The following is an 18,631-nucleotide window of genomic DNA, read 5'->3' on the forward strand; positions in this document are numbered from 1 at the left end:
TTACACGGTCCGGCATGCCGCAACCCGTCCGCATCCTGCATCTCCATTCCAGCTTCAGCCTGGGCGGCAAGGAGGCGCGGGCGGTCCGCCTGATGAACGCGTTCGGCGACGCCGCGCGCCACACGATCGTCAGCGGCGTACCCGGCGAACTCGGCGCGCGCAGCGCCATCGACCCGCGCGTCCGCTACGAAATCGCGCAGGATCCGCCGCCGCTCACCGGCCGCCCGTCGGTCGCCCGGTACGAGGCGCTGGCGCGCTACATGCGCCGCTTCGACCTGGTGCTGACCTATAACTGGGGCGCGATCGACGGCGTGATGGCGCGCCGCGTCTTTGCCAGGGGCGCGCCCCCGATCGTCCATCACGAGGATGGCTTCAACGCGGACGAAGCGGGCGGGCTGAAGATCGAACGCAACGTCTACCGCCGCATGGCGCTGGGCGCCGCCCACGCGATGGTCGTTCCCTCCGCGGTGCTGGAGGAGGTGGCGCTGAACACGTGGAAGCAGCCGCCCGCCCGCGTCCACCGCATCGCCAACGGCATCCCGACCGCGCTCTATGCGAAAAAGCCCGATCCGCGCGCCATCCCCGGCTTCGTACCCCATGCCAAAGAGGTGACGATCGGCGTCCTCGCCGGCCTGCGCGTGGTGAAGGACCTGCCTCTGCTGGTGCGCGCCTGCGGCGGGCTTGCCGGGCGGTTCCGGCTGGTGATCGTCGGGGAAGGGCCGGAGCGTGAGACGATCCTCGCCGCCGCGCGCGCGATGGGCATCGCCGACCGGCTGGTGATGCCGGGTTTCCTGGATCGCCCGCATCGCTTCGTCGGTGCGTTCGACATCATGGCGCTGTCGTCGCGCAGCGAACAGCTGCCGATCAGCCTGGTCGAGGGCATGGCCGCCGGCCTGCCGATCGTCAGCACCGCCGTCGGTGACATTCCCCGCATGGTGTCGGAGGCGAACGCCCCGTTCATCGTCGCCGGCGACGAGGTGCAACTGCGCGACGCACTGCGGACGCTGATCGCGAACCCGGATCTGCGGGCCGAGGTCGGCGCAGCCAACCGGGCGAAGGCGCGCGCGGATTATGACGAGGCGACGATGATCGCCCGCTACCGCACGCTGTATGAGGACGCGCTGGGCCGGGCAGGAGCGCTGGCCTGAACGCTCGAGGTGCAGTGCCTCTTCCCTCTTGCAGTGACGAGGGAAGAGGGGAGGGAGCGGCACCTTAGAGCATCAAAGCTCTTCCATTTCCTCGCCATTGCGCAAGGCGAAGGCGAGGTCGGCAGCCGCCATATCGCCCGACGTCACCAGCGCGAGGTCGGTGGCGCCCTGCATCATGCCGTCCTCCACCTCCGGCTCGTGCGCTTCGGCGGCGGCGACCGTCTGCGCCAGGCAGGCACGCGCCGCATCCTCGCCATAGGTCATCGCAAAGGCGGTCAGCGCGACGCCGAAACATTCCTGGTCGCTCGCCGGGGCGGCATCCTGCTGTTGCAGCGACGCGCAGGCGGCGCCCAGCACATAGGCGCGCGACCAGGCCGAGCCGGTCGGGCCGTGGATCGGCACCGTACCGGCGACGAGGCCCAGCCGCTCGAACTGCGGCAGCAGCAATGTGCCCAATGGCGAGCGCAGCGCAGCGGCGAGTTGCTTGCGCGCCGGCCGCCTGGGCGCGATCAGGTGATTGAGGACCCCCATCGGTCGATTCCCTCGGATTGCGATAACGTGCTGGGCATCGCTCTGCCCGATCAGGGTTAACGGGCACCTAAGCCTGCGCCGTACCGGCTGTCCTACACGGAGAAGGGCGTATACCTTCGCGCCATGACCAATCCGTCCGCCACTGCCGCCGCCGACCGCCGCGTGCCCCTGCGGAACCGGATTCTGACGCGCACGTGCCGTAAACTTCGCCAACTTCCGCGGCCGCGACTCGGCGGCGGCGTCGCGTGAACGGGGTTTGGCGGACGCGGTGCCCAATGGCTTCGCATCGCCGCATCCTTTCTATATAGCCGGCCGTATTTACCCCCGAGGAGGTGTCGTTTCCCGTGTTCAAGGGCCTTAAGCCGATCGTTTACAATGGCCGCGAGGTCTGGCCGCTCGTCGAGGGGGGCAAGGGCGTCGCCGCGACGAATCACGCCTCGGCAGGGGCCTGGGCCGCAGCGGGCGGCATCGGCACGGTGTCGGCGGTCAACGCCGACAGCTACGACCCGGACGGCAAGATCATCCCGCAGATCTACCGCGCGCTCACCCGGCGCGAACGGCACGAGGAGCTGGTCGAATACGCCATCGAAGGTGCGGTCCAGCAGGTGAAGCGTGCCTTCGAGATCGCCGGTGGCAAGGGCGCGATCAACATCAACGTGCTGTGGGAAATGGGCGGCGCGCAGCGGGTGCTGCACGGCGTGCTGGAGCGGACGCGCGGCATGGTGGCCGGCGTCACCTGCGGCGCGGGCATGCCCTATAAGTTGAGCGAGATCGCCGCCTCCTACGAGGTGTCGTATCTGCCGATCGTGTCGTCCGGCCGCGCTTTCCGCGCGCTGTGGAAGCGCGCCTATTCCAAGGCTGCGCAATGGCTTGCCGCCGTGGTGTACGAGGATCCCTGGCTCGCCGGCGGCCACAACGGCCTGTCGAACGCCGAAGACCCGTTGAAGCCGCAGGATCCCTATCCCCGCGTCGCCGAACTGCGCAGCGTGATGCGCGAAGGCGGCATCCCCGACAGCACGCCGATCGTGATGGCGGGCGGCGTCTGGTACCTGCGCGACTGGAACGACTGGATCGACAATCCCGAACTCGGCACCATCGCCTTCCAATACGGCACGCGGCCGCTGCTGACGCAGGAAAGCCCGATTCCGCAGGACTGGAAGGACAAGCTGACCCAGATCGAGGAAGGCGAGGTGCTGCTGCACCGTTTCTCGCCGACCGGCTTCTATTCGTCCGCGGTGCGCAATCCCTTCCTCCGCAACCTCGAAGCGCGCTCGGAACGCCAGATCGCCTTTTCGACGCAGGAGGCGGGCGACCACGTCTTCCAGCTCGACGTCGGGGTGAAGGGCAAGAACTTCTGGGTGACGCGCAACGACCTGCTGCGCGCGCGGCAATGGTTCGGCGAGGGCTATACCGATGCGCTGAAGACGCCCGACAATACGCTGGTGTTCGTCACGCCGACCGAAAAGGGCATCATCCGCAAGGACCAGGCGGACTGCATGGGTTGCCTGTCGCAATGCTCCTTCTCGAGCTGGGCGGATACCGAGACGAATTCCACCGGCCGTCTCGCCGACCCGCGCAGCTTTTGCATCCAGAAGACGCTGCAGGACATCGCGCACGGCGGCGATGTCGACCAGAATTTGATGTTCGCCGGTCACGCCGCCTATAATTTCAAGCGCGACCCCTTCTATTCCAACGGCTTCGTGCCGAGCGTCAAGCAACTGGTCGACCGCATCCTGACGGGGGATTGATGCTGCTGATCGCGGGGACGGTCCGGCTGCCGGCCGACCGGCTGGCGGCGGCCCGTCCCGCGATGCGGACGATGGTGGAGGCGAGCTGCGCCGAGGACGGATGCCTCGCCTACAGCTACGCCGAGGATGTGCTGGAGCCGGGGCTGATCCACGTCGCGGAACGCTGGCGGGATCGCGCCGCGCTCGATCGTCACCTCGCGGCGCCACACCTCGCCACCTGGCGAGCCGGCTGGGCTGATCTGGGCATCCACGACCGCGCGCTGACGCTGTTCGAAACCGGAGGCGGCGAACCATTCTGATCGCCGCAATCGACGATCCGCGACAGGGCGGGGCAGGGATGGACACCGAGACCACGGCAGCCCTGATCGCCGTCGCTCGGGTGATGCGCCATGCCGAAGACGACTGGTGGATCATCGGCAGCGCGGCCGTGGCGCTACATGGCGCGGCGACGCCCGTGGCCGACATCGACCTGCTGACCAGCGAACGCGATGCACGCCGGCTCATCGCCACGCACCGGTTATCGATCATGCAGCCGGACGATCACCCGCTCTTCCGCTCGCAGCTGTTCGCACGCTGGCCAAGGCAGGATCGCACCGTCGAAATCATGGCAGGACTGGAGGTTCGCGACGGTGCAGGGTGGACGCCTGTCGAACCGCGTACGCAGATGTGCCGGACGATTGCCGGCGAGGCGATCTACCTGCCCGATCGCATGGAGATGATGGCGATCCTCGATCGCTTCGGCCGCCCCAAGGATCAGGTGCGGCGCGCGTTGCTCGCCGCCATGTGTACGGGAGCGCCGGGTTGAGGCGCTCGACGCTCCCGAACCCTTTAGTCGGCGACGGTGCCGACCACCGCGCCGGCCGTGCCGCCGACCGCAGCGCCCTTTTCGACGCTACCGCCGGTCGCGGCGGCGACACCAGCACCGCCCGCGGCACCGATGCCGGCGCCCTTCAGCGTCGAGCAGGCCGACAGGCTGAGCGCGGCGAGCGCGAGTGTTGCGGGCGCGGCGAATGGCTTGATGTTCATCGTTGATGTCCCTCGTGTTGCTGGATGCGCGGTCAATGTTGCTGCGCAGCAAGGGTTCCGGACGGCAATGATTTATCACGCAATAGCGCGACGTTCAGGCCCAGCCTTCCAGCACCTGGTCGGGCGGGCGGTGGCCGTCGGCCCACATCCGGATGTTCTGGATCACACGCTCGCCCGACGCCTGCCGCCCCTCCAGCGTCGCCGACCCCATGTGCGGCGTCATCACGACGTTGGGCAGCGCCAGCAGGCGCGGATCGATGCGCGGCTCATGCTCCCACACGTCCAGCCCCGCGCCTGCGAGCCGCCCCGCCTCCAGCGCATCGACCAACGCGGCCTCATCGACGATGCCGCCGCGCGAGGTGTTGATGAGGTAGACATGCGGGCGCATCAACCCGATCCGCCGCCGGTCGACGAGGTCGCGGCTGTCGGCGTTGAGCGGAGTATGGATGCTGACGATGTCGGCGACGCCGAGCAGATCGTCGAGGTCGGCGTGGAAGGTCGCGCCCAGCTCCGCCTCGACCACGGCGGGCAGGCGGCGGCGGTTGTGGTAATGGATCGCCAGGCCAAAGGCGCGGGCGCGACGCGCCACCGCTTGGCCGATACGACCCATGCCGACGATGCCCAGCGTCTTGCCGCCGATCCGCCGGCCCAGCATGCCGCCGGGGCTCCAGCCGTGCCATTCGCCCGATCGCACCAGCTTCTCGCCCTCGGCAAGCCGCCGCGGTACGGACACGATCAGCGCCATCGCCATATCGGCGGTGTCTTCGGTGAGCACGCCCGGCGTATTGGTGACGATGATGCCGCGCGCGCGCGCCGCCTTCAGCGCGATGTGGTTTACGCCGGCGCCGTAATTGGCGATCAGCTTCAGCCGCTCGCCGGCGCCCGCGATCAGGTCTGCATCGATCTCGTCGGTGACGGTCGGCACCAGCACGTCGCAGTCCGCCATCGCCGCGGCGAGCCGCTCCCGGCTCATCGCCGCATCGCCGCGGTTGTTGCGGGTGTCGAACAGCGCCTCCAGCCGGTCCATCACCGTGTCGGCGAGTTCGCGGGTGACGATCACCTTGGGATTGCGGCGGAGTTCTGGCATCGCGGCACCGGCTTGGCGATACATCCGCCGCACGTCAACGGCCCGTTGCCAAGCCATCCCGCGGCGCTAGAGAGGACGCACAGGGACAAGGACAGGAACGATGCGCCATCTGGCATGGGCAACGGCCGCGGCGCTGGCGATGCTGGCCGCCGAGGGCAGCGCGCTGGCGGCGGAGGCCAAGAAGACGCTGCCGTATTTCGCGTCGATCAGCGCCGGCCGCGCGCGAATGCGCACCGGCCCCGACAAGACCTATCCGGCGAGCTGGCTCTACCAGCGCGCCGATCTGCCGGTGCGCGTGATCGCGACCTTCAAGCAATGGCGCAAGGTCGAGGATCCGGACGGCACGCAGGGCTGGATGCTCGCCGCGTTGCTCAGCGAACGGCGCACCGCCATCATCCGCGGCCCGCAGCCGATCGACATGCGCGATCGTCCTGCCGGCGGCGCCCGGCTGGCGTGGCGTGCGGCGCCCGGCGTCGTCGGCCGCCTCAGCCAGTGCGGCGGCGGCTGGTGCCGCTTCGATGTGAAAGGGCAGGCGGGCTATGTCGAGGTCGGCAGCCTGTGGGGCGTAGAGCCGACCGAGCGACTGCCGTGATGTGGTGGTGCGGCGGCGGATGCGACGATCCGCCGCCGCACCATCCTTACAGCAGTTCCACCGCCATCGCCGTCGCCTCGCCGCCGCCGATGCACAATGATGCGAGTCCGCGGCGCTGGCCGTTGGTCTGGAGCGCCGACAACAGGGTCGCGAGGATGCGCGCGCCGCTCGCCCCGATCGGATGACCGAGCGCGCAGGCGCCGCCGTGGACGTTGAGCCGTGCCGGATCGAGGCCCAGGTCGTGGATCGCGATCATCGAGACGGCGGCGAAGGCCTCGTTCACCTCGAACAGGTCGATATCGTCGCGGGTCCAGCCGGCGCGGTCCATCGCCTTGCGCATCGCGAACACGGGGGCGGTGGTGAACTTCGCCGGATCGTGCGCATGGGCGGCATGTGCGACGATGCGCGCGATCGGGTTGAGGCCGAGCCGCTCGGCAACGCTCGCCCGCGTCATCACCAGCGCCGCCGCTCCATCGGAGATCGAGGATGCGTTGGCCGCGGTGATCGTACCCTCCTTCGAAAAGGCGGGCTTCAACGTCGGGATCTTGGCGACATCGCCCTTGGCCGGCTGCTCGTCCTCGGCGACGGTGACCGAGCCCTTGCGCCCCTTCACCTCGACGGGCACGATCTCGCGCTCGAAGGCGCCGGAGCGCTGCGCGGCCTGTGCCCGCGTCAGCGATTCGATCGCGTAATCGTCCATCGCCTTGCGGGTGAACTGATAGTCCACCGCGGTTTCCTCGGCGAAATTGCCCATCAGCTTGCCGGGTTCGTAGGCGTCCTCCAGCCCGTCGAGATACATGTGATCGTAGAGCGTATCGTGGCCGATACGCGCGCCGGAGCGATGCTTGCGCGAGAGATAGGGCGCGTTGGTCATGCTCTCCATGCCGCCTGCGACCAGCAGGTCGACCGATCCCGCTGCGAGCGCATCGGCGGCGAGGATCGCGGCCTGCATGCCCGATCCGCACATCTTGTTGACCGTGGTCGCTTCGACATGCGTGCCGAGCCCGGCGTTGATCGCCGCCTGCCGCGCGGGCGCCTGGCCGAGGCCGGCGGGGAGCACGCAGCCCATGTAGATGCGCTCCACCGTGTCCGCCGCGGCGCCGCTGCGCTCCACCGCGGCCTTCACCGCCGCTGCGCCGAGATCGGTGGCGGATGCGCCCGCCAATGCCCCCTGGAACGAGCCCATCGGCGTACGTGCATAGCCGAGGATGACGACGGGATCGGTGGACATAGGCTCTCCGTGATCTTTTCGAGGTTGCGCGCGATCTAGGATAGCGGGCAGGGCAGGGCAATGAGGAGCATGGCCGGGAAACATCGCGCCGTTCGCGCGCTACGCCGCCATGGACAACTTTATCGAACCGATTCGATGGTTTGCCTCGATCAGCGGCATGATCGCCGCGACCATCGTGTCGCTCGACTGGGGGCGGCGCGACACGGGTTGGGCGATGGTGCTGTTCTGCCTGTCCGCCGTCGCCTGGATCACCGGCGCGGTATTGATGCGCGACTGGGCTTTGGGATCGCAGAACGTCGTGCTGCTGCTGATCGATCTGCTCGGCGTCTACCGCTACCTGATCCGCGACCGGAACACCGCCGAGGCGTGAGATGAGCGCCGCAGTCGGCTGGCCGCTGGCGCTTGGTGTGTTGGGGGCTCTGCTCGGCAGCTTCATTGCGGCACTGGTGATCCGCTGGCCGCAGGAACGCTCGGTGACCCGCGGCCGCTCCGCCTGTGACGGGTGTGGCCACGCGCTTGGGCCAAGCGAATTGGTGCCATTGCTGAGCTTCGCCATGCAGCGCGGCCGGTGTCGACGGTGCGGTGCGGGAATCGACCCGCTGCACTGGCGGATCGAGGCGGCGGCGGCGGCGGTCGGTGCGCTGTCGGGCTGCGTCGCGCCGAGCTGGATCGGGCTGGCAGGCGCAGTCTTCGGCTGGCTGCTGCTGGCTTTGGCCGCGCTCGACCTGGTTGCCTTCTGGCTGCCCGACCGGCTGACCGGGCTGCTCGCGGCAACGGGTGCGGTGGCCGGCGTCATCGGATCGGACCCGCCGCTCGCCGACCGGTTGATTGGCGGCATCGCCGGCTATGCCGTCCTTGCCGGCATCGCCCGGGGGTACAAGGTGTGGCGCGGGCGCGACGGCATGGGCGGCGGCGATCCCAAGCTGCTCGGGGCGATCGGCCTGTGGCTCGGCTGGCGGATGCTGCCGGCGGTGCTGGTGATCGCCAGCCTCATCGGGCTCGGCATCGCAGTGTTCGCGCAGGTGAGGGGCCGCGGCCTCGCGCGCGATACGGCGTTGCCCTTCGGCGCCATGCTCGCGGCGGCGGCTTACCCGGCGTGGCTGGCCATGATAATGCTGGCGCCATGATCGCGCTGTTACTCGCCGTCGCGGCCCAGGCCGCTGCCGTTTCCCCGGTGCTCGGCCCGATCGGCCGGCAGGAATTGCCCGCCAAGGGCTGTGCCGCCTATCTGTGGAGTGCCGCCGATCGTCAGCTGGTGGCGATGGCCACCGCCGATCCGGGAACGTTGCGCCTCTCGCTGGGCGGCAAGACCGTCGACCTCGCCCGAGTGGCCATCGAGGGGCCGGCACGGTTGGGCTTCCCGGCCAGCGCTGATTATCGGGGCGGAGCCGTCAGCGCGCACCTGACCCTGGAGGTGATGCAGCAGGAGGGCCTGACCGCCGGCGCCCGTGTGCCGAGCGGTGCGTTGCAGATCGATCGCCCCGGCGAGGACGGGATCGTGGTGCCCGTCGCCGGGCTGGTCGGCTGCCGGGCATGACCACGGCGGCGCAGGTGCTGGCGGCACAGCGCGCCGCCTTCACCGCGGAATTGCCGGTATCGCTGGCGGTGCGCAAGGATCGGCTGACACGTGCCGCAGCGATGATCCGCGACTGCGCGGATCGCTTCTGCGATGCGCTCAGCGAGGATTTCGGCCACCGCAGCCGCGACCAGTCGATGCTGACCGATATCGCCGGATCGATCGCGCCGATCGCTCACGCGCTGAAGAGGCTCGATGCCTGGGCGAAGCCGGAACGGCGCGGGGTGCAGTTTCCGCTTGGGCTGCTCGGCGCGCGGGCCTGGGTGGAGTATCAGCCCAAAGGCGTCGTCGGCGTGATCGCGCCGTGGAATTTCCCGGTCAATCTGGTGATGGGGCCGATCGCGGGTGCCTTCGCCGCCGGCAATCGCGTGATGGTGAAGACCAGCGAATTCACGCCCGCCACCGCCGCGGTGTTCGAGGATGTCGTCGCCCGCTATTTCGCGGCCGAGGAACTCGCCTTCGTCACCGGCGGCCCGGAGGTCGGCAAGGCCTTTGCGGCGCTCCCGTTCGATCATCTGCTGTTCACCGGCGCCACCGGTATCGGCCGGCACATCCTGCATGCGGCGGCCGACAATCTGACGCCGGTGACGCTGGAGCTCGGCGGCAAGAGCCCGGCGATCGTCGGGGCGGGAGCGGATATCGGCCGCGCCACCGAACGGATCGCGCTCGGCAAGATGCTGAATGCCGGCCAGATCTGCCTCGCGCCCGATTATGTGCTCGCCCCTGCGGATCGGGAACAGGCGGTGGTCGACGGCCTCACCGCGGCGGTCGGTGCGATGTACCCGACGCTGCTCGCCAATCCGGATTACACCGCGGTCATCAACGACCGGCATCACCGCCGCCTGCACGAATGGCTGGACGATGCGCGGGCGAAAGGCGCGCGCATCGAGGTGGTCAATCCGGCGGATGAGGATTTCGCCGCCTCCAACAGCCGCAAGATGCCGCTGCACATCGTGCGCGATGTGACCGACGCGATGACGCTGATGCAGGAGGAGATCTTCGGCCCGATCCTGCCCATCGTCCGCTACGATGGGATCGACGAGGCGATCGCCCGCATCAACCGCGGTCCGCGTCCGCTCGGCCTCTACCATTTCGGCACCGACGCCGCCGAGCGCCGCCGGGTGCTCGATCGCACCATCTCCGGCGGTGTGACGCTGGACGACGTCGTGCTGCACGTGTCCATGGAGGACCTGCCGTTCGGCGGTGTCGGCGCATCGGGCATGGGCAGCTATCACGGCATCGATGGCTTCCGGACATTCAGCCATGCCAAGGCGGTGTTCCGGCAGTCGCGCTTCGACGTCGCCCGGATCGCCGGGCTGAAACCGCCCTACGGCAAGGCGTTGGCCGCCACGATCCGGCGGCAGGTGAAGGGATGAAGCGGTCGTCATCCCGTTGGAAATCTAAGTAATTCCCCCAGGGCCGATGGAAAAACCGATGCGGCAGCGCAACCAAGCTGCATGTGCAACGTTTCCGTCAGGCTTGGGGGTGGATTCGAACGCGAACGCTTCCGCAGAGGGGAACGAGAACGCGTGCGAGTATCCACTGGTCGACATTATTGGCTCGCCTTCGCGCTCGTCGCGTCGGCGTCTGCGTCTGCACAGTTCAACCAGCAGCAGGGCAAGGCTCCTGCGCAAGGGCCCGATGCGCCGAAGGCTGAGGCGCGGACCCAGCAAACCACCACCGCCGCCGATCCGACCGACCCCGCGGGAAACGCGCCGATCGTTCCCGAGGCTCAGTTCGAAGCCGCCCTGCCGCCGCTGAGCGGCGACATCAACGCACCGCTCGAGCCGATGCCGGCAGAGCAGGCGGGCACCCCAGCCGCAACGCCGGCCCAATCCCAATCCGCGCAGCCCCAAGCCGTACCGCCGCAGACCGTGCAGCCGATCGGCACCGCCGCAGATGGCCTGCCACCCGCCACGCCCGAAAACCCGGAACTCGCCCAGCCGTTGACGCCGCTGAGCGCCTTCAACACGGTGCCTTTGCAGACCGAGGCCGACATCAAGTCCGCCAACGCGCCGCAGATCCGCTACGAAACCGTGCTGAAGGGGCTTGAGCCACTGCATCTGGAGGGCGAGTTCAAGTCGCTCTCGGCGCTGGAAGACGGCAAGGGCAAGGCGGCGAATGCCACCCAGGTCGCCGCCCGCGCCCGCGAAGACGAAGCGCTGGCCGTCCGCCTGATGAAGTCGCTCGGCTATTACGACGGTACCGCGGTGTCGGTGATCGAGCCGGTCGCCAACGCCGCCGATCCCAACAAGCCCGGCACGCTGCGCGCGATCGTCACCGCGACGCCTGGCCGCCTGTACCGCCTGTCGTCGGTCACCGTCGACGCGCAGCCGGTGACGCCGCCCGATCTCATCACCCGTAACCTGCCACTCAAGGTCGGCGACCCGATCGAGGCGGCGCGCATCCAGGGTGCCGAGGCGAACGTCAGCCTGGTGCTGCCGCAGCGCGGCTATCCCTTCGTCAAGGTCGGCGAGCGCGATATCCTGCTCGACGACGTGTCGGCCAAGGCGACGGGCGCCTACACCCTGCCGGTCGATACCGGTCCGCGCTCCAGCTTCGGCAAGCTGACGACGACGGGCGATCCGGTCTTCGGCCTCGACCATCTCAACGTCTTCCCGCGCTTCGACACGGGCGATCTTTACGACAGCCGCAAGACCGACGATCTGCGCGATGCGCTGGTCGCGACCGGGCTGTTCTCCAGCATCGCCGTCGAGCCGCAGCGCACCGGCCGTACCAATCCCGATGGGACGGAGGCTGTCGACCTGCTCGTCCGGCAGACGGAAGGACCGGAACGCAGCCTGGCGGGAAGCGCGGGCTATTCCACCGGTCAGGGCTTCAAGGCAGAGGGCAGCTGGACGCACCGCAACCTGTTCCCGCCCGAAGGCGCGTTGATCGGATCGATCGTCGCCGGTACGCAGGAACAGGGCGTGTCGGGCACCTTCCGCCGCTCCAACGCCGGCAAGCGCGACCGCACCTTCACCGTGATCGCCGCCGCCAACCACAACAATTACGACGCGTTCGAGGCCTATACCGGTACGCTGTCGGCGCGCTGGAGCTACGCGTCCACGCCGATCTGGCAGAAGCGCTTCACCTATTATTACGGCGGCGAACTCGTCGGGACGAACGAAAGCGTCTACGATTTCACGCAGGGACGTTCGGTCCGTCGCACCTATGGCATCGCGGCGCTGCCCGGCCAGGTCGAATGGGACACGTCCGACAGCCTGCTCAACCCGACGCGCGGGTATCGCCTGCAGTTGAACGTCAGCCCGGAAGCATCGGTCAGCGGCGCCTTCCGCCCCTACGTCCGCACGATGATCCAGGGGACCTTCTATTACCCTGCGACCCAGAGCCTGGTGATCGCCGGTCGCGCGCAGGCGGGGTCGATCCAGGGCATCTCCCGCGACGATCTCGCACCATCGCGTCGTTATTACGGCGGCGGCGGCGGATCGGTGCGCGGCTATGGCTATCAGCGGCTTGGGCCGTTCGATCCCGACGGCAATCCGGTCGGCGGCCGCAGCCTCAACGAATTTTCGATCGAGGCGCGCTACCGGTTCGGCAATTTCGGCATCGTGCCGTTCCTCGATGCCGGCAACAGCTATGAATCGAGCCTGCCGACCGCATCGAACCTGCGCTTCGGCGCCGGCATCGGCGGCCGCTTCTACACCAATTTCGGACCCATGCGGATCGACGTGGCGACGCCGCTCAATCCGCGGCCGGGCGATGGCAAGATCGCCCTCTACATCTCGATCGGGCAGGCATTCTGATGGCGCAGGATACGCCCGCAACCGAGACGACCGACACCGTCGTCGTCAAGCGCCCGCTGTGGCAGCGCATCCTGAAATGGGTGCTGTTCCTGATCCTCGGCCTCGTGCTGCTGGTCGGCATCGTCGTGCTGGGGATCAACACCGATCCCGGCCGCCGCTTCGTCGCCAATCGCATCGGCGGCTATACGACCGCATCCGGCCTCAACATCAAGGTGGGCCGGATCGACGGCTCGCTCTACGGCCAGATGGTGCTGAGCGACGTGCGCGTCGCCGATCCCAAGGGCGTGTTCCTCACCAGTCCGAAGCTCGCCGTCGACTGGCGGCCCTTCGCCTTCATCAACAATCATGTCGACGTGCGGTCGCTGTCGACCGATCTCGTCACGCTCGCGCGGCGGCCCGAGTTGAAGCAGACGCCGAGCGACCCGAACGCGCCGCTGCTGCCCGATCTCGACATCGACGTGGACCGGCTGCACGTCGGCCGGCTGGTGCTGGCCAAGCCGGTGACCGGTCAGACCCATATCGTGCGTATCGACGGCAAGGTCCACATCGCCGATCGGCGCGCGCAGCTCGTCACCGATGCCGCAGCGCTGAAGGGGGCGGGGGTCGCAGGCGGCGATACGCTGCACCTCAAGCTGGATGCGGTGCCCGAGCAGAACAAGCTCGATGTCGATCTCAAGCTGAACGCGCCGGTCGGCGGCGTCGTCGCCACCATGGCCTCGCTGAAGGCGCCGTTGACCGCCACGGTCGACGGCCGCGGCAGCTGGCAGGCCTGGCAGGGACGTGCCGCGGCGACGCTCGGCGCAGGACAGCTCGCCGACCTCAACGTCACCGCGCGCAACGGCCATATCGAGGTGCGCGGCTTCGCGATTCCCGGACTCTATCTCCAGGGCCCCGTCGAGCGCCTCACCGCGCCACGGCTCGATCTAGCGATCGACACCACGCTGAACGACCGCAAGGCCGACACGCGGATGACGTTGAAGTCCGACGCGCTGGCGGTGGATGCCGGCGGCCTGCTCGATCTCGCCAACAGCCGGTTCGGGAATTTCGCGGTCAACGCGCGGCTGCTGACGCCCGGCGCGATCGCACCGAACCTCACCGGTCGCGATGTCATGGCGCGGGTGGTGCTCGATGGCGCCTTCGCGACGCCGACCGTGGATTACAAGGTCACCGCCGCCGCCATCGGCTTCGGCACGACCACGGTCGAGAACGTGTATGCCGAAGGGCTGGCGCGGGTGAACAGCGACCGCATCCTGGTGCCGGTCAATGCCCGCGCGCGGCGCGTCACCGGGCTGAACGCCGCGGTCGGCGGCCTCGCCAACAACGTCCGCATCCAGGGCGATTTCGCCATCTCGATGCCGAACATCCTGTCGGACAATCTCAAGATCCGGTCGGACAACATCGATGCCACCGCGGTGGTCGTGGCGAACACCGCCACCGGCCGCTATACCGGTGCGCTGAAGGGCCGGGTGAACAACTACCGGCTGGAAAGCATCGGCATCCTCAACCTGTCGACCGATGCCAAGCTGGTACCCGGCGCCAACGGCGGGTTCGGCATCACCGGCCGCGTCGTCGCGCAGACCAAGCAGCTTTTCAACAGCGGCGTCCGCAACTTCCTCGGTGGCAACGCCGTGGTGCGGAGCGACATCGGCTACAGCCCGGAAGGGATCGTCACCTTCCGCAACCTCAGGATGAATGCGCCCCAATTCCGCATCAGTCGCGGCGAAGGGCGTTTCGATCCCGCCAACGGCAGCGTGGCGGTCAGCGCGGACGCCTATTCGACGCAATATGGCCCGCTCACTGCGCGGGTGACCGGCAGCGCGACCGCGCCCGTGGTGGTGCTCCGCGCACCGCGCCCGGGTGTCGGAGTCGGTCTGGTCGATCTCAATGCGCGGGTGGTCGGGCGCAACGGCGCCTATGCCGTCACCGCCAGCGGCGGCACCAACTACGGACCGTTCACCGCGGACGTGCTGGTGCGGCCGAGCCCGCGGCTGACCGTGGACGTCAACCGGGTCGTCTTCGCCGGCATCACCGGCAGCGGGCGGATCGCAGCGACCCCGGCCGGACCGTTTGCGGGCGCACTGCAATTCGCCGGCCGCGGCATCAGCGGCAATGTCCGCCTCGCGGACCAGGGCGGCTATCAGCGCGCCGACGTTGCGGCGCGCGCCTATAACGCGACGATCCCCGGCCAGTCGGACTTCACCATCGGGCGTGCCATCGTCAATGCCAGCGTCGTCATGCTGCCCAAGGCGCCGCAGGTCGTCGCCGACGTGCAGATCGCCGACACGCGCTACAACAGCTTCGTCATCGAGGCGATGCGTGCGAAGGTGAACTATGCCGGCGGCCGCGGTACGGCGCAGGCCGTGCTCACCGGATCGAGCGGCGTGCCGCTGCGGCTGGCGGTCAATGCCCGCCTGTCGCCGGACAATTACCTGGTGGCCGCGCAGGGGCAGGCGAACGGCATTCCGTTCCGCACCGCCAACCCGGCACGGATCAGCAACGTGTCCGGCACCTACCGGCTCGCTCCGACGCGGATCGACTTCGGTCAGGGGCCCACGGCGGGTTCGGCGCGCGTGGCGGGCTCGTTCGGCGGCGGGGTCACGGCGGCGCAGGCGCGGCTCGATCGGCTCAACCTGTCGATGCTGTCGGCGTTCATGCCCAGCCTCGGCCTTTCGGGCGCGGTCACCGGCAGCCTCGATTATCGCCAGCAGGGCAGCGCCATTCCGCAGGCCGACGCGCGCCTCACGATCGCCAACTTCCAGCGCACCGGCCTTGCCGCCGTGTCGGAGCCCGTCGACGTGCAGTTCGTCGGACGGCTGCTGCCGGATGGCGGCGAGGCGCGGGCTCTCGTGAAGCGGGGTCCGGATACCGTCGGCCGCATGCTCGCGACGCTGCGTCCGTTGCCGCCCGGCGCGGGATCGTGGACGACGCGGTTGATGCAGGCGCCGCTCTCCGGCGGCATCCGCTACAACGGCCCGTCGGCAGTGCTGTTCAGCCTGGCGGCGCTGCCCAACCAGCAGCTGTCGGGGCCGATCGCGATCGCTGCCGATTTCTCCGGCCGCGTCGCTGCGCCGCAGCTCAATGGCCTGATCCGCGCGGATAACCTCACCTACGACAACGAGACCTATGGCACCCGCCTGTCGCAGATGAAAATCGCAGCGCGCTTCAACAACGATCGCCTGGAACTCACCAATCTGTCGGCGCGCGCCGGCGACGGCACGGTGCAGGCTCAGGGCACCGTCGGCCTCGCGTCGGAAAGCGGCTTCCCGATCGATCTGCGCGCGACGCTGAACGATGCGCAGCTCGCCAAGAGCGATGCGCTGGCGGCGACCACGTCCGGCACGATCCGCTTCACCTATGGGCGTGACGGCGGGCTGTTGCAGGGCAATCTCACCGTGCCGAACGCGCGATATGAGATCATCCGCCAGGGTTCGGCCGAGGTGCCGGAGCTGACCGGCGTCCGGCGCAAGAGCCAGATCGTCACGCCGCGTCCCACCGATCGGCCGAAGCCGGCACCGGTGAGCGTCATCAAGCTCGACCTGACCGTGAGCGCCGAGAACCAGCTGTTCGTGTCGGGCATGGGCCTCGAATCGGAATGGGAGATGAACCTCAAGATCGGCGGCACCTCTGCGGCTCCGACGATCAGCGGCGGGCTCGATCTGGTGCGCGGCACCTATTCCTTCGCCGGCAAGCGGTTCGACGTCACCCGTGGCACCATCCGCTTCCGTGGCGGCGCGATGACCGATCCCGATATCAACATCCAGGCGCAGACCACGGTCAACGGCATCACCGCGGTGATCGCGATCACCGGTACCGGGCAACGGCCGCAGATCGCCTTCACTTCGACGCCGGCGCTGCCGCAGGACGAGGTGCTCAGCCGCCTGCTCTTCGGTACCAATCCCGAAAACCTGTCGGCGACGGAGGCGATCCAGCTGGCCAGCGCGCTCAATTCGCTGCGTGGCTCGGGGGGCGGCTTGAACCCGCTCGGCAAGTTGCGCTCGGCGACCGGCTTCGACCGGCTGCGGGTGCTCGGGGCGGATGAGGCGACGGGGCGTGGCACCAGCCTCGCCGCGGGCAAGTACATCACCGACAATATCTACGTCGAGATCGTGACCGATGCCCGCGGCTTCACCGCGACGCAGCTGGAGATCGCGCTGACCAAGTCGCTCAGCCTGCTCACCTCGACCGGATCGCAGGGTGGGTCGGACGCCCGCCTGAAATATTCGAAAGACTATTGAGGCGGATTAGGGTAGGTCTCTCCACGAAACCGAATAACGGGTATGGTGGAGGGGCCGATGGCCGAGCATATCGACGTGGTCGTTGTGGGTGCGGGGATATCCGGCATCGGGCAGGCGTATCATCTGCAAACCCGCTGTCCGGATCGCTCTTATGTCATCCTGGAGGGGCGGGCGGCGATCGGTGGCACCTGGGACCTCTTTCGATATCCGGGTATCCGGTCCGACAGTGACATGCACACGCTGGGTTTCGGCTTCCATCCCTGGACCGACGCCAAGGCGATCGCCGATGGTCCGTCGATCCGCGCCTATGTCGAGGAGACGGCGCGCGCCTATGGCATCGACCAGCACATCCGGTTTCGCCACCACGTCGTGTCGGCCGCCTGGTCCACCGAGGATGCGCGCTGGACGGTGGAGGCGACCGGCCCCGATGGCGCGCTGACTTTCACCTGCAATTTCCTGTGCATGTGCTCGGGCTATTATAACTACGCCAAGGGCTACACGCCCGAGTTCGCCGGTGCCGAGCAGTTCGCCGGGCGGATCGTCCATCCGCAACTCTGGCCGGACGATCTCGATTATGCGGGCAAGCGCGTGGTGGTGATCGGCAGCGGCGCGACCGCCGTCACCCTGGTGCCGGAGATGGCCCGAAAAGCCGCACATGTCACCATGCTGCAGCGGTCCCCGACCTACGTCGTCTCACGCCCGGCGGAGGACAAGGTCGCCAACTGGCTGCGCGCCAAGCTGCCTGGCAGGGCCGCTTATGGGGTGACGCGGTGGAAGAATGTGCTGCTCGGCATGCTCTTTTATCGGATTGCCAAGAAACGTCCCGAAAAATTCAAGGCGCGGTTGATCGGCATGGTTCGCGACCATCTCGGTCCGGACTATGACGTCGCCACCCACTTCACCCCCCGCTACAACCCCTGGGACCAGCGGCTGTGCCTGGTGCCGGATGCCGACCTGTTCCAGGCGATCAAGCGCGGCGATGCGGCGGTGGCGACGGGCACGATCGAGCGGTTCACCCCCGCCGGCATCCGCCTGGCCTCGGGCGAGGAGCTTGCCGCCGACATCATCGTCACCGCGACTGGGCTCGAGCTTCAGTTGCTGAGCGATGTACGCTTCAGCAAGGACGGCGTGCCGATCGATCTCAGCAAGGCGTTGCAATACAAGGGCATGATGTTTTCGGACGTGCCGAACCTTGCCTATACGTTCGGCTACACCAACGCGTCCTGGACGCTGAAGGCGGATCTGGTGGCGACGTACGTCTGCCGTTTGCTCAACACGATGAAGAAGCGGGGGTTGCGGCAGGCCACGCCGCAGAACAGCGATGCGGATATGGCGACGGAGCCGTTCGTCGACTTCACCTCCGGTTACATTCAGCGCGCCGAGCATATGCTGCCCCGGCAGGGTGCTCGCAAACCGTGGAAGCTGAACCAGAATTACGCGCTCGATGTGCTGGCGCTCAGGCTGGGCTCGGTGGACGACGATATGGTGTTCAGCAATCCAGGCCCTCCGCCTGGTTCCTTGGCCGCCTGACGGAACGAAAACGGTCGATCCCCGTCAGCTGTGCGTGACCGCCGGAGCGGTGCACCATTCTTATTCCATCATCGAAAATCGGCTCGGCCGTCGCTGTGGAGGGTCAGAGACGCCCGCATCGGCGACGATCCGAGCCGGGTCGCATTCACCAAGGCGGAAT

The 18,631-nt window shown here is 68.1% G+C and carries 16 protein-coding genes; 12 read left to right on the forward strand and 4 right to left on the reverse strand.

From position 1 onward, the window contains the following. Window positions 1–14: 14 nt before the first annotated feature. A complete protein-coding gene (locus ACTZQ5_RS08635; protein ID WP_443584766.1) occupies window positions 15–1,148 on the forward strand; it encodes a glycosyltransferase family 4 protein in 1,134 nt (377 codons plus the stop codon). A 72-nt stretch (window positions 1,149–1,220) separates the two neighbouring features. Here the strand turns inward: ACTZQ5_RS08635 and ACTZQ5_RS08640 are convergent, their stop codons facing one another. Next, a complete protein-coding gene (locus ACTZQ5_RS08640; protein WP_443584767.1) occupies window positions 1,221–1,679 on the reverse strand; it encodes a hypothetical protein in 459 nt (152 codons plus the stop codon). A gap of 344 nt (window positions 1,680–2,023) precedes the next feature. Between ACTZQ5_RS08640 and ACTZQ5_RS08645 the strand changes: the two genes are divergently transcribed. From ACTZQ5_RS08645 to ACTZQ5_RS08655, 3 genes are read left to right on the forward strand one after another with little or no spacing between them, the layout of a single operon-like run. After that, window positions 2,024–3,427: an NAD(P)H-dependent flavin oxidoreductase gene (locus ACTZQ5_RS08645; RefSeq protein ID WP_443584768.1), complete on the forward strand. Its 1,404-nt coding sequence runs from the start codon at window positions 2,024–2,026 to the stop codon at window positions 3,425–3,427. Further along, complete coding sequence (locus ACTZQ5_RS08650; RefSeq protein ID WP_443584769.1) at window positions 3,427–3,726, forward strand: putative quinol monooxygenase; 300 nt, start codon at window positions 3,427–3,429, stop codon at window positions 3,724–3,726. The genes ACTZQ5_RS08645 and ACTZQ5_RS08650 overlap by 1 nt, the downstream gene beginning before the upstream one ends. A 38-nt stretch (window positions 3,727–3,764) precedes the next feature. Further along, window positions 3,765–4,232, forward strand: coding sequence for a hypothetical protein (locus ACTZQ5_RS08655; protein ID WP_443584770.1), 468 nt, complete (start codon window positions 3,765–3,767; stop codon window positions 4,230–4,232). A 23-nt stretch (window positions 4,233–4,255) separates the two neighbouring features. Here ACTZQ5_RS08655 and ACTZQ5_RS08660 read toward each other — a convergent pair whose 3' ends face one another. Continuing rightward, window positions 4,256–4,453 (reverse strand): YMGG-like glycine zipper-containing protein, encoded by a 198-nt coding sequence (locus ACTZQ5_RS08660; RefSeq protein WP_443584771.1) that lies wholly within the window; start codon window positions 4,451–4,453, stop codon window positions 4,256–4,258. Window positions 4,454–4,547: 94 nt separating this feature from the next. Further along, window positions 4,548–5,564, reverse strand: coding sequence for a 2-hydroxyacid dehydrogenase (locus ACTZQ5_RS08665; RefSeq protein ID WP_443584772.1), 1,017 nt, complete (start codon window positions 5,562–5,564; stop codon window positions 4,548–4,550). A 76-nt stretch (window positions 5,565–5,640) separates the two neighbouring features. Between ACTZQ5_RS08665 and ACTZQ5_RS08670 the strand changes: the two genes are divergently transcribed. Beyond that, window positions 5,641–6,132, forward strand: coding sequence for an SH3 domain-containing protein (locus ACTZQ5_RS08670; protein WP_443584773.1), 492 nt, complete (start codon window positions 5,641–5,643; stop codon window positions 6,130–6,132). A gap of 46 nt (window positions 6,133–6,178) precedes the next feature. On the opposite strand, the gene ACTZQ5_RS08675 is transcribed toward ACTZQ5_RS08670, so the two are convergent. Further along, on the reverse strand, window positions 6,179–7,363 hold the full coding sequence (locus ACTZQ5_RS08675; RefSeq protein ID WP_443584774.1) for an acetyl-CoA C-acyltransferase: 1,185 nt from the start codon (window positions 7,361–7,363) through the stop codon (window positions 6,179–6,181). A gap of 109 nt (window positions 7,364–7,472) precedes the next feature. Between ACTZQ5_RS08675 and ACTZQ5_RS08680 the strand changes: the two genes are divergently transcribed. From ACTZQ5_RS08680 to ACTZQ5_RS08710, 7 genes are all read left to right on the forward strand, one after another. Next, entirely contained in the window at window positions 7,473–7,733 is a 261-nt protein-coding gene (locus tag ACTZQ5_RS08680) for a hypothetical protein (RefSeq protein WP_443584775.1), read from the forward strand. 1 nt (window position 7,734) lies between these two features. Further along, window positions 7,735–8,490 carry a prepilin peptidase gene (locus tag ACTZQ5_RS08685; protein ID WP_443584776.1) on the forward strand — a complete coding sequence of 252 codons (756 nt, stop codon included), beginning with the start codon at window positions 7,735–7,737 and terminating at the stop codon, window positions 8,488–8,490. Then, entirely contained in the window at window positions 8,487–8,900 is a 414-nt protein-coding gene (locus tag ACTZQ5_RS08690; RefSeq protein ID WP_443584777.1) for a hypothetical protein, read from the forward strand. Before ACTZQ5_RS08685 ends, ACTZQ5_RS08690 begins: the two co-directional genes overlap by 4 nt. Next, window positions 8,897–10,315, forward strand: a complete 1,419-nt coding sequence (locus tag ACTZQ5_RS08695; protein WP_443584778.1) for a coniferyl aldehyde dehydrogenase — start codon at window positions 8,897–8,899, stop codon at window positions 10,313–10,315. The genes ACTZQ5_RS08690 and ACTZQ5_RS08695 overlap by 4 nt, the downstream gene beginning before the upstream one ends. A gap of 153 nt (window positions 10,316–10,468) precedes the next feature. Beyond that, window positions 10,469–12,706 carry an autotransporter assembly complex protein TamA gene (locus ACTZQ5_RS08700; RefSeq protein ID WP_443584779.1) on the forward strand — a complete coding sequence of 746 codons (2,238 nt, stop codon included), beginning with the start codon at window positions 10,469–10,471 and terminating at the stop codon, window positions 12,704–12,706. Continuing rightward, on the forward strand, window positions 12,706–16,941 hold the full coding sequence (locus tag ACTZQ5_RS08705) for a translocation/assembly module TamB domain-containing protein (protein WP_443584780.1): 4,236 nt from the start codon (window positions 12,706–12,708) through the stop codon (window positions 16,939–16,941). Before ACTZQ5_RS08700 ends, ACTZQ5_RS08705 begins: the two co-directional genes overlap by 1 nt. 57 nt (window positions 16,942–16,998) lie before the next feature. Beyond that, window positions 16,999–18,471 (forward strand): flavin-containing monooxygenase, encoded by a 1,473-nt coding sequence (locus ACTZQ5_RS08710; protein ID WP_443584781.1) that lies wholly within the window; start codon window positions 16,999–17,001, stop codon window positions 18,469–18,471. The last annotated feature ends 160 nt before the right edge of the window (window positions 18,472–18,631 follow it).

This window comes from Sphingomonas cellulosilytica (assembly GCF_052321755.1).
Classification (GTDB): domain Bacteria; phylum Pseudomonadota; class Alphaproteobacteria; order Sphingomonadales; family Sphingomonadaceae; genus Sphingomonas.

Coding starts and splice junctions, on each gene's coding strand:
- ACTZQ5_RS08695 (WP_443584778.1), top strand. CDS start 8,897: ATGACCACGGCGGCGCAGGTGCTGGCGGCACAGCGCGCCGCCTTCACC.
- ACTZQ5_RS08655 (WP_443584770.1), top strand. CDS start 3,765: ATGGACACCGAGACCACGGCAGCCCTGATCGCCGTCGCTCGGGTGATG.
- ACTZQ5_RS08690 (WP_443584777.1), top strand. CDS start 8,487: ATGATCGCGCTGTTACTCGCCGTCGCGGCCCAGGCCGCTGCCGTTTCC.
- ACTZQ5_RS08640 (WP_443584767.1), bottom strand. CDS start 1,679: ATGGGGGTCCTCAATCACCTGATCGCGCCCAGGCGGCCGGCGCGCAAG.
- ACTZQ5_RS08680 (WP_443584775.1), top strand. CDS start 7,473: ATGGACAACTTTATCGAACCGATTCGATGGTTTGCCTCGATCAGCGGC.
- ACTZQ5_RS08670 (WP_443584773.1), top strand. CDS start 5,641: ATGCGCCATCTGGCATGGGCAACGGCCGCGGCGCTGGCGATGCTGGCC.
- ACTZQ5_RS08710 (WP_443584781.1), top strand. CDS start 16,999: ATGGCCGAGCATATCGACGTGGTCGTTGTGGGTGCGGGGATATCCGGC.
- ACTZQ5_RS08705 (WP_443584780.1), top strand. CDS start 12,706: ATGGCGCAGGATACGCCCGCAACCGAGACGACCGACACCGTCGTCGTC.
- ACTZQ5_RS08665 (WP_443584772.1), bottom strand. CDS start 5,564: ATGTATCGCCAAGCCGGTGCCGCGATGCCAGAACTCCGCCGCAATCCC.
- ACTZQ5_RS08660 (WP_443584771.1), bottom strand. CDS start 4,453: ATGAACATCAAGCCATTCGCCGCGCCCGCAACACTCGCGCTCGCCGCG.
- ACTZQ5_RS08650 (WP_443584769.1), top strand. CDS start 3,427: ATGCTGCTGATCGCGGGGACGGTCCGGCTGCCGGCCGACCGGCTGGCG.
- ACTZQ5_RS08635 (WP_443584766.1), top strand. CDS start 15: ATGCCGCAACCCGTCCGCATCCTGCATCTCCATTCCAGCTTCAGCCTG.
- ACTZQ5_RS08675 (WP_443584774.1), bottom strand. CDS start 7,363: ATGTCCACCGATCCCGTCGTCATCCTCGGCTATGCACGTACGCCGATG.
- ACTZQ5_RS08685 (WP_443584776.1), top strand. CDS start 7,735: ATGAGCGCCGCAGTCGGCTGGCCGCTGGCGCTTGGTGTGTTGGGGGCT.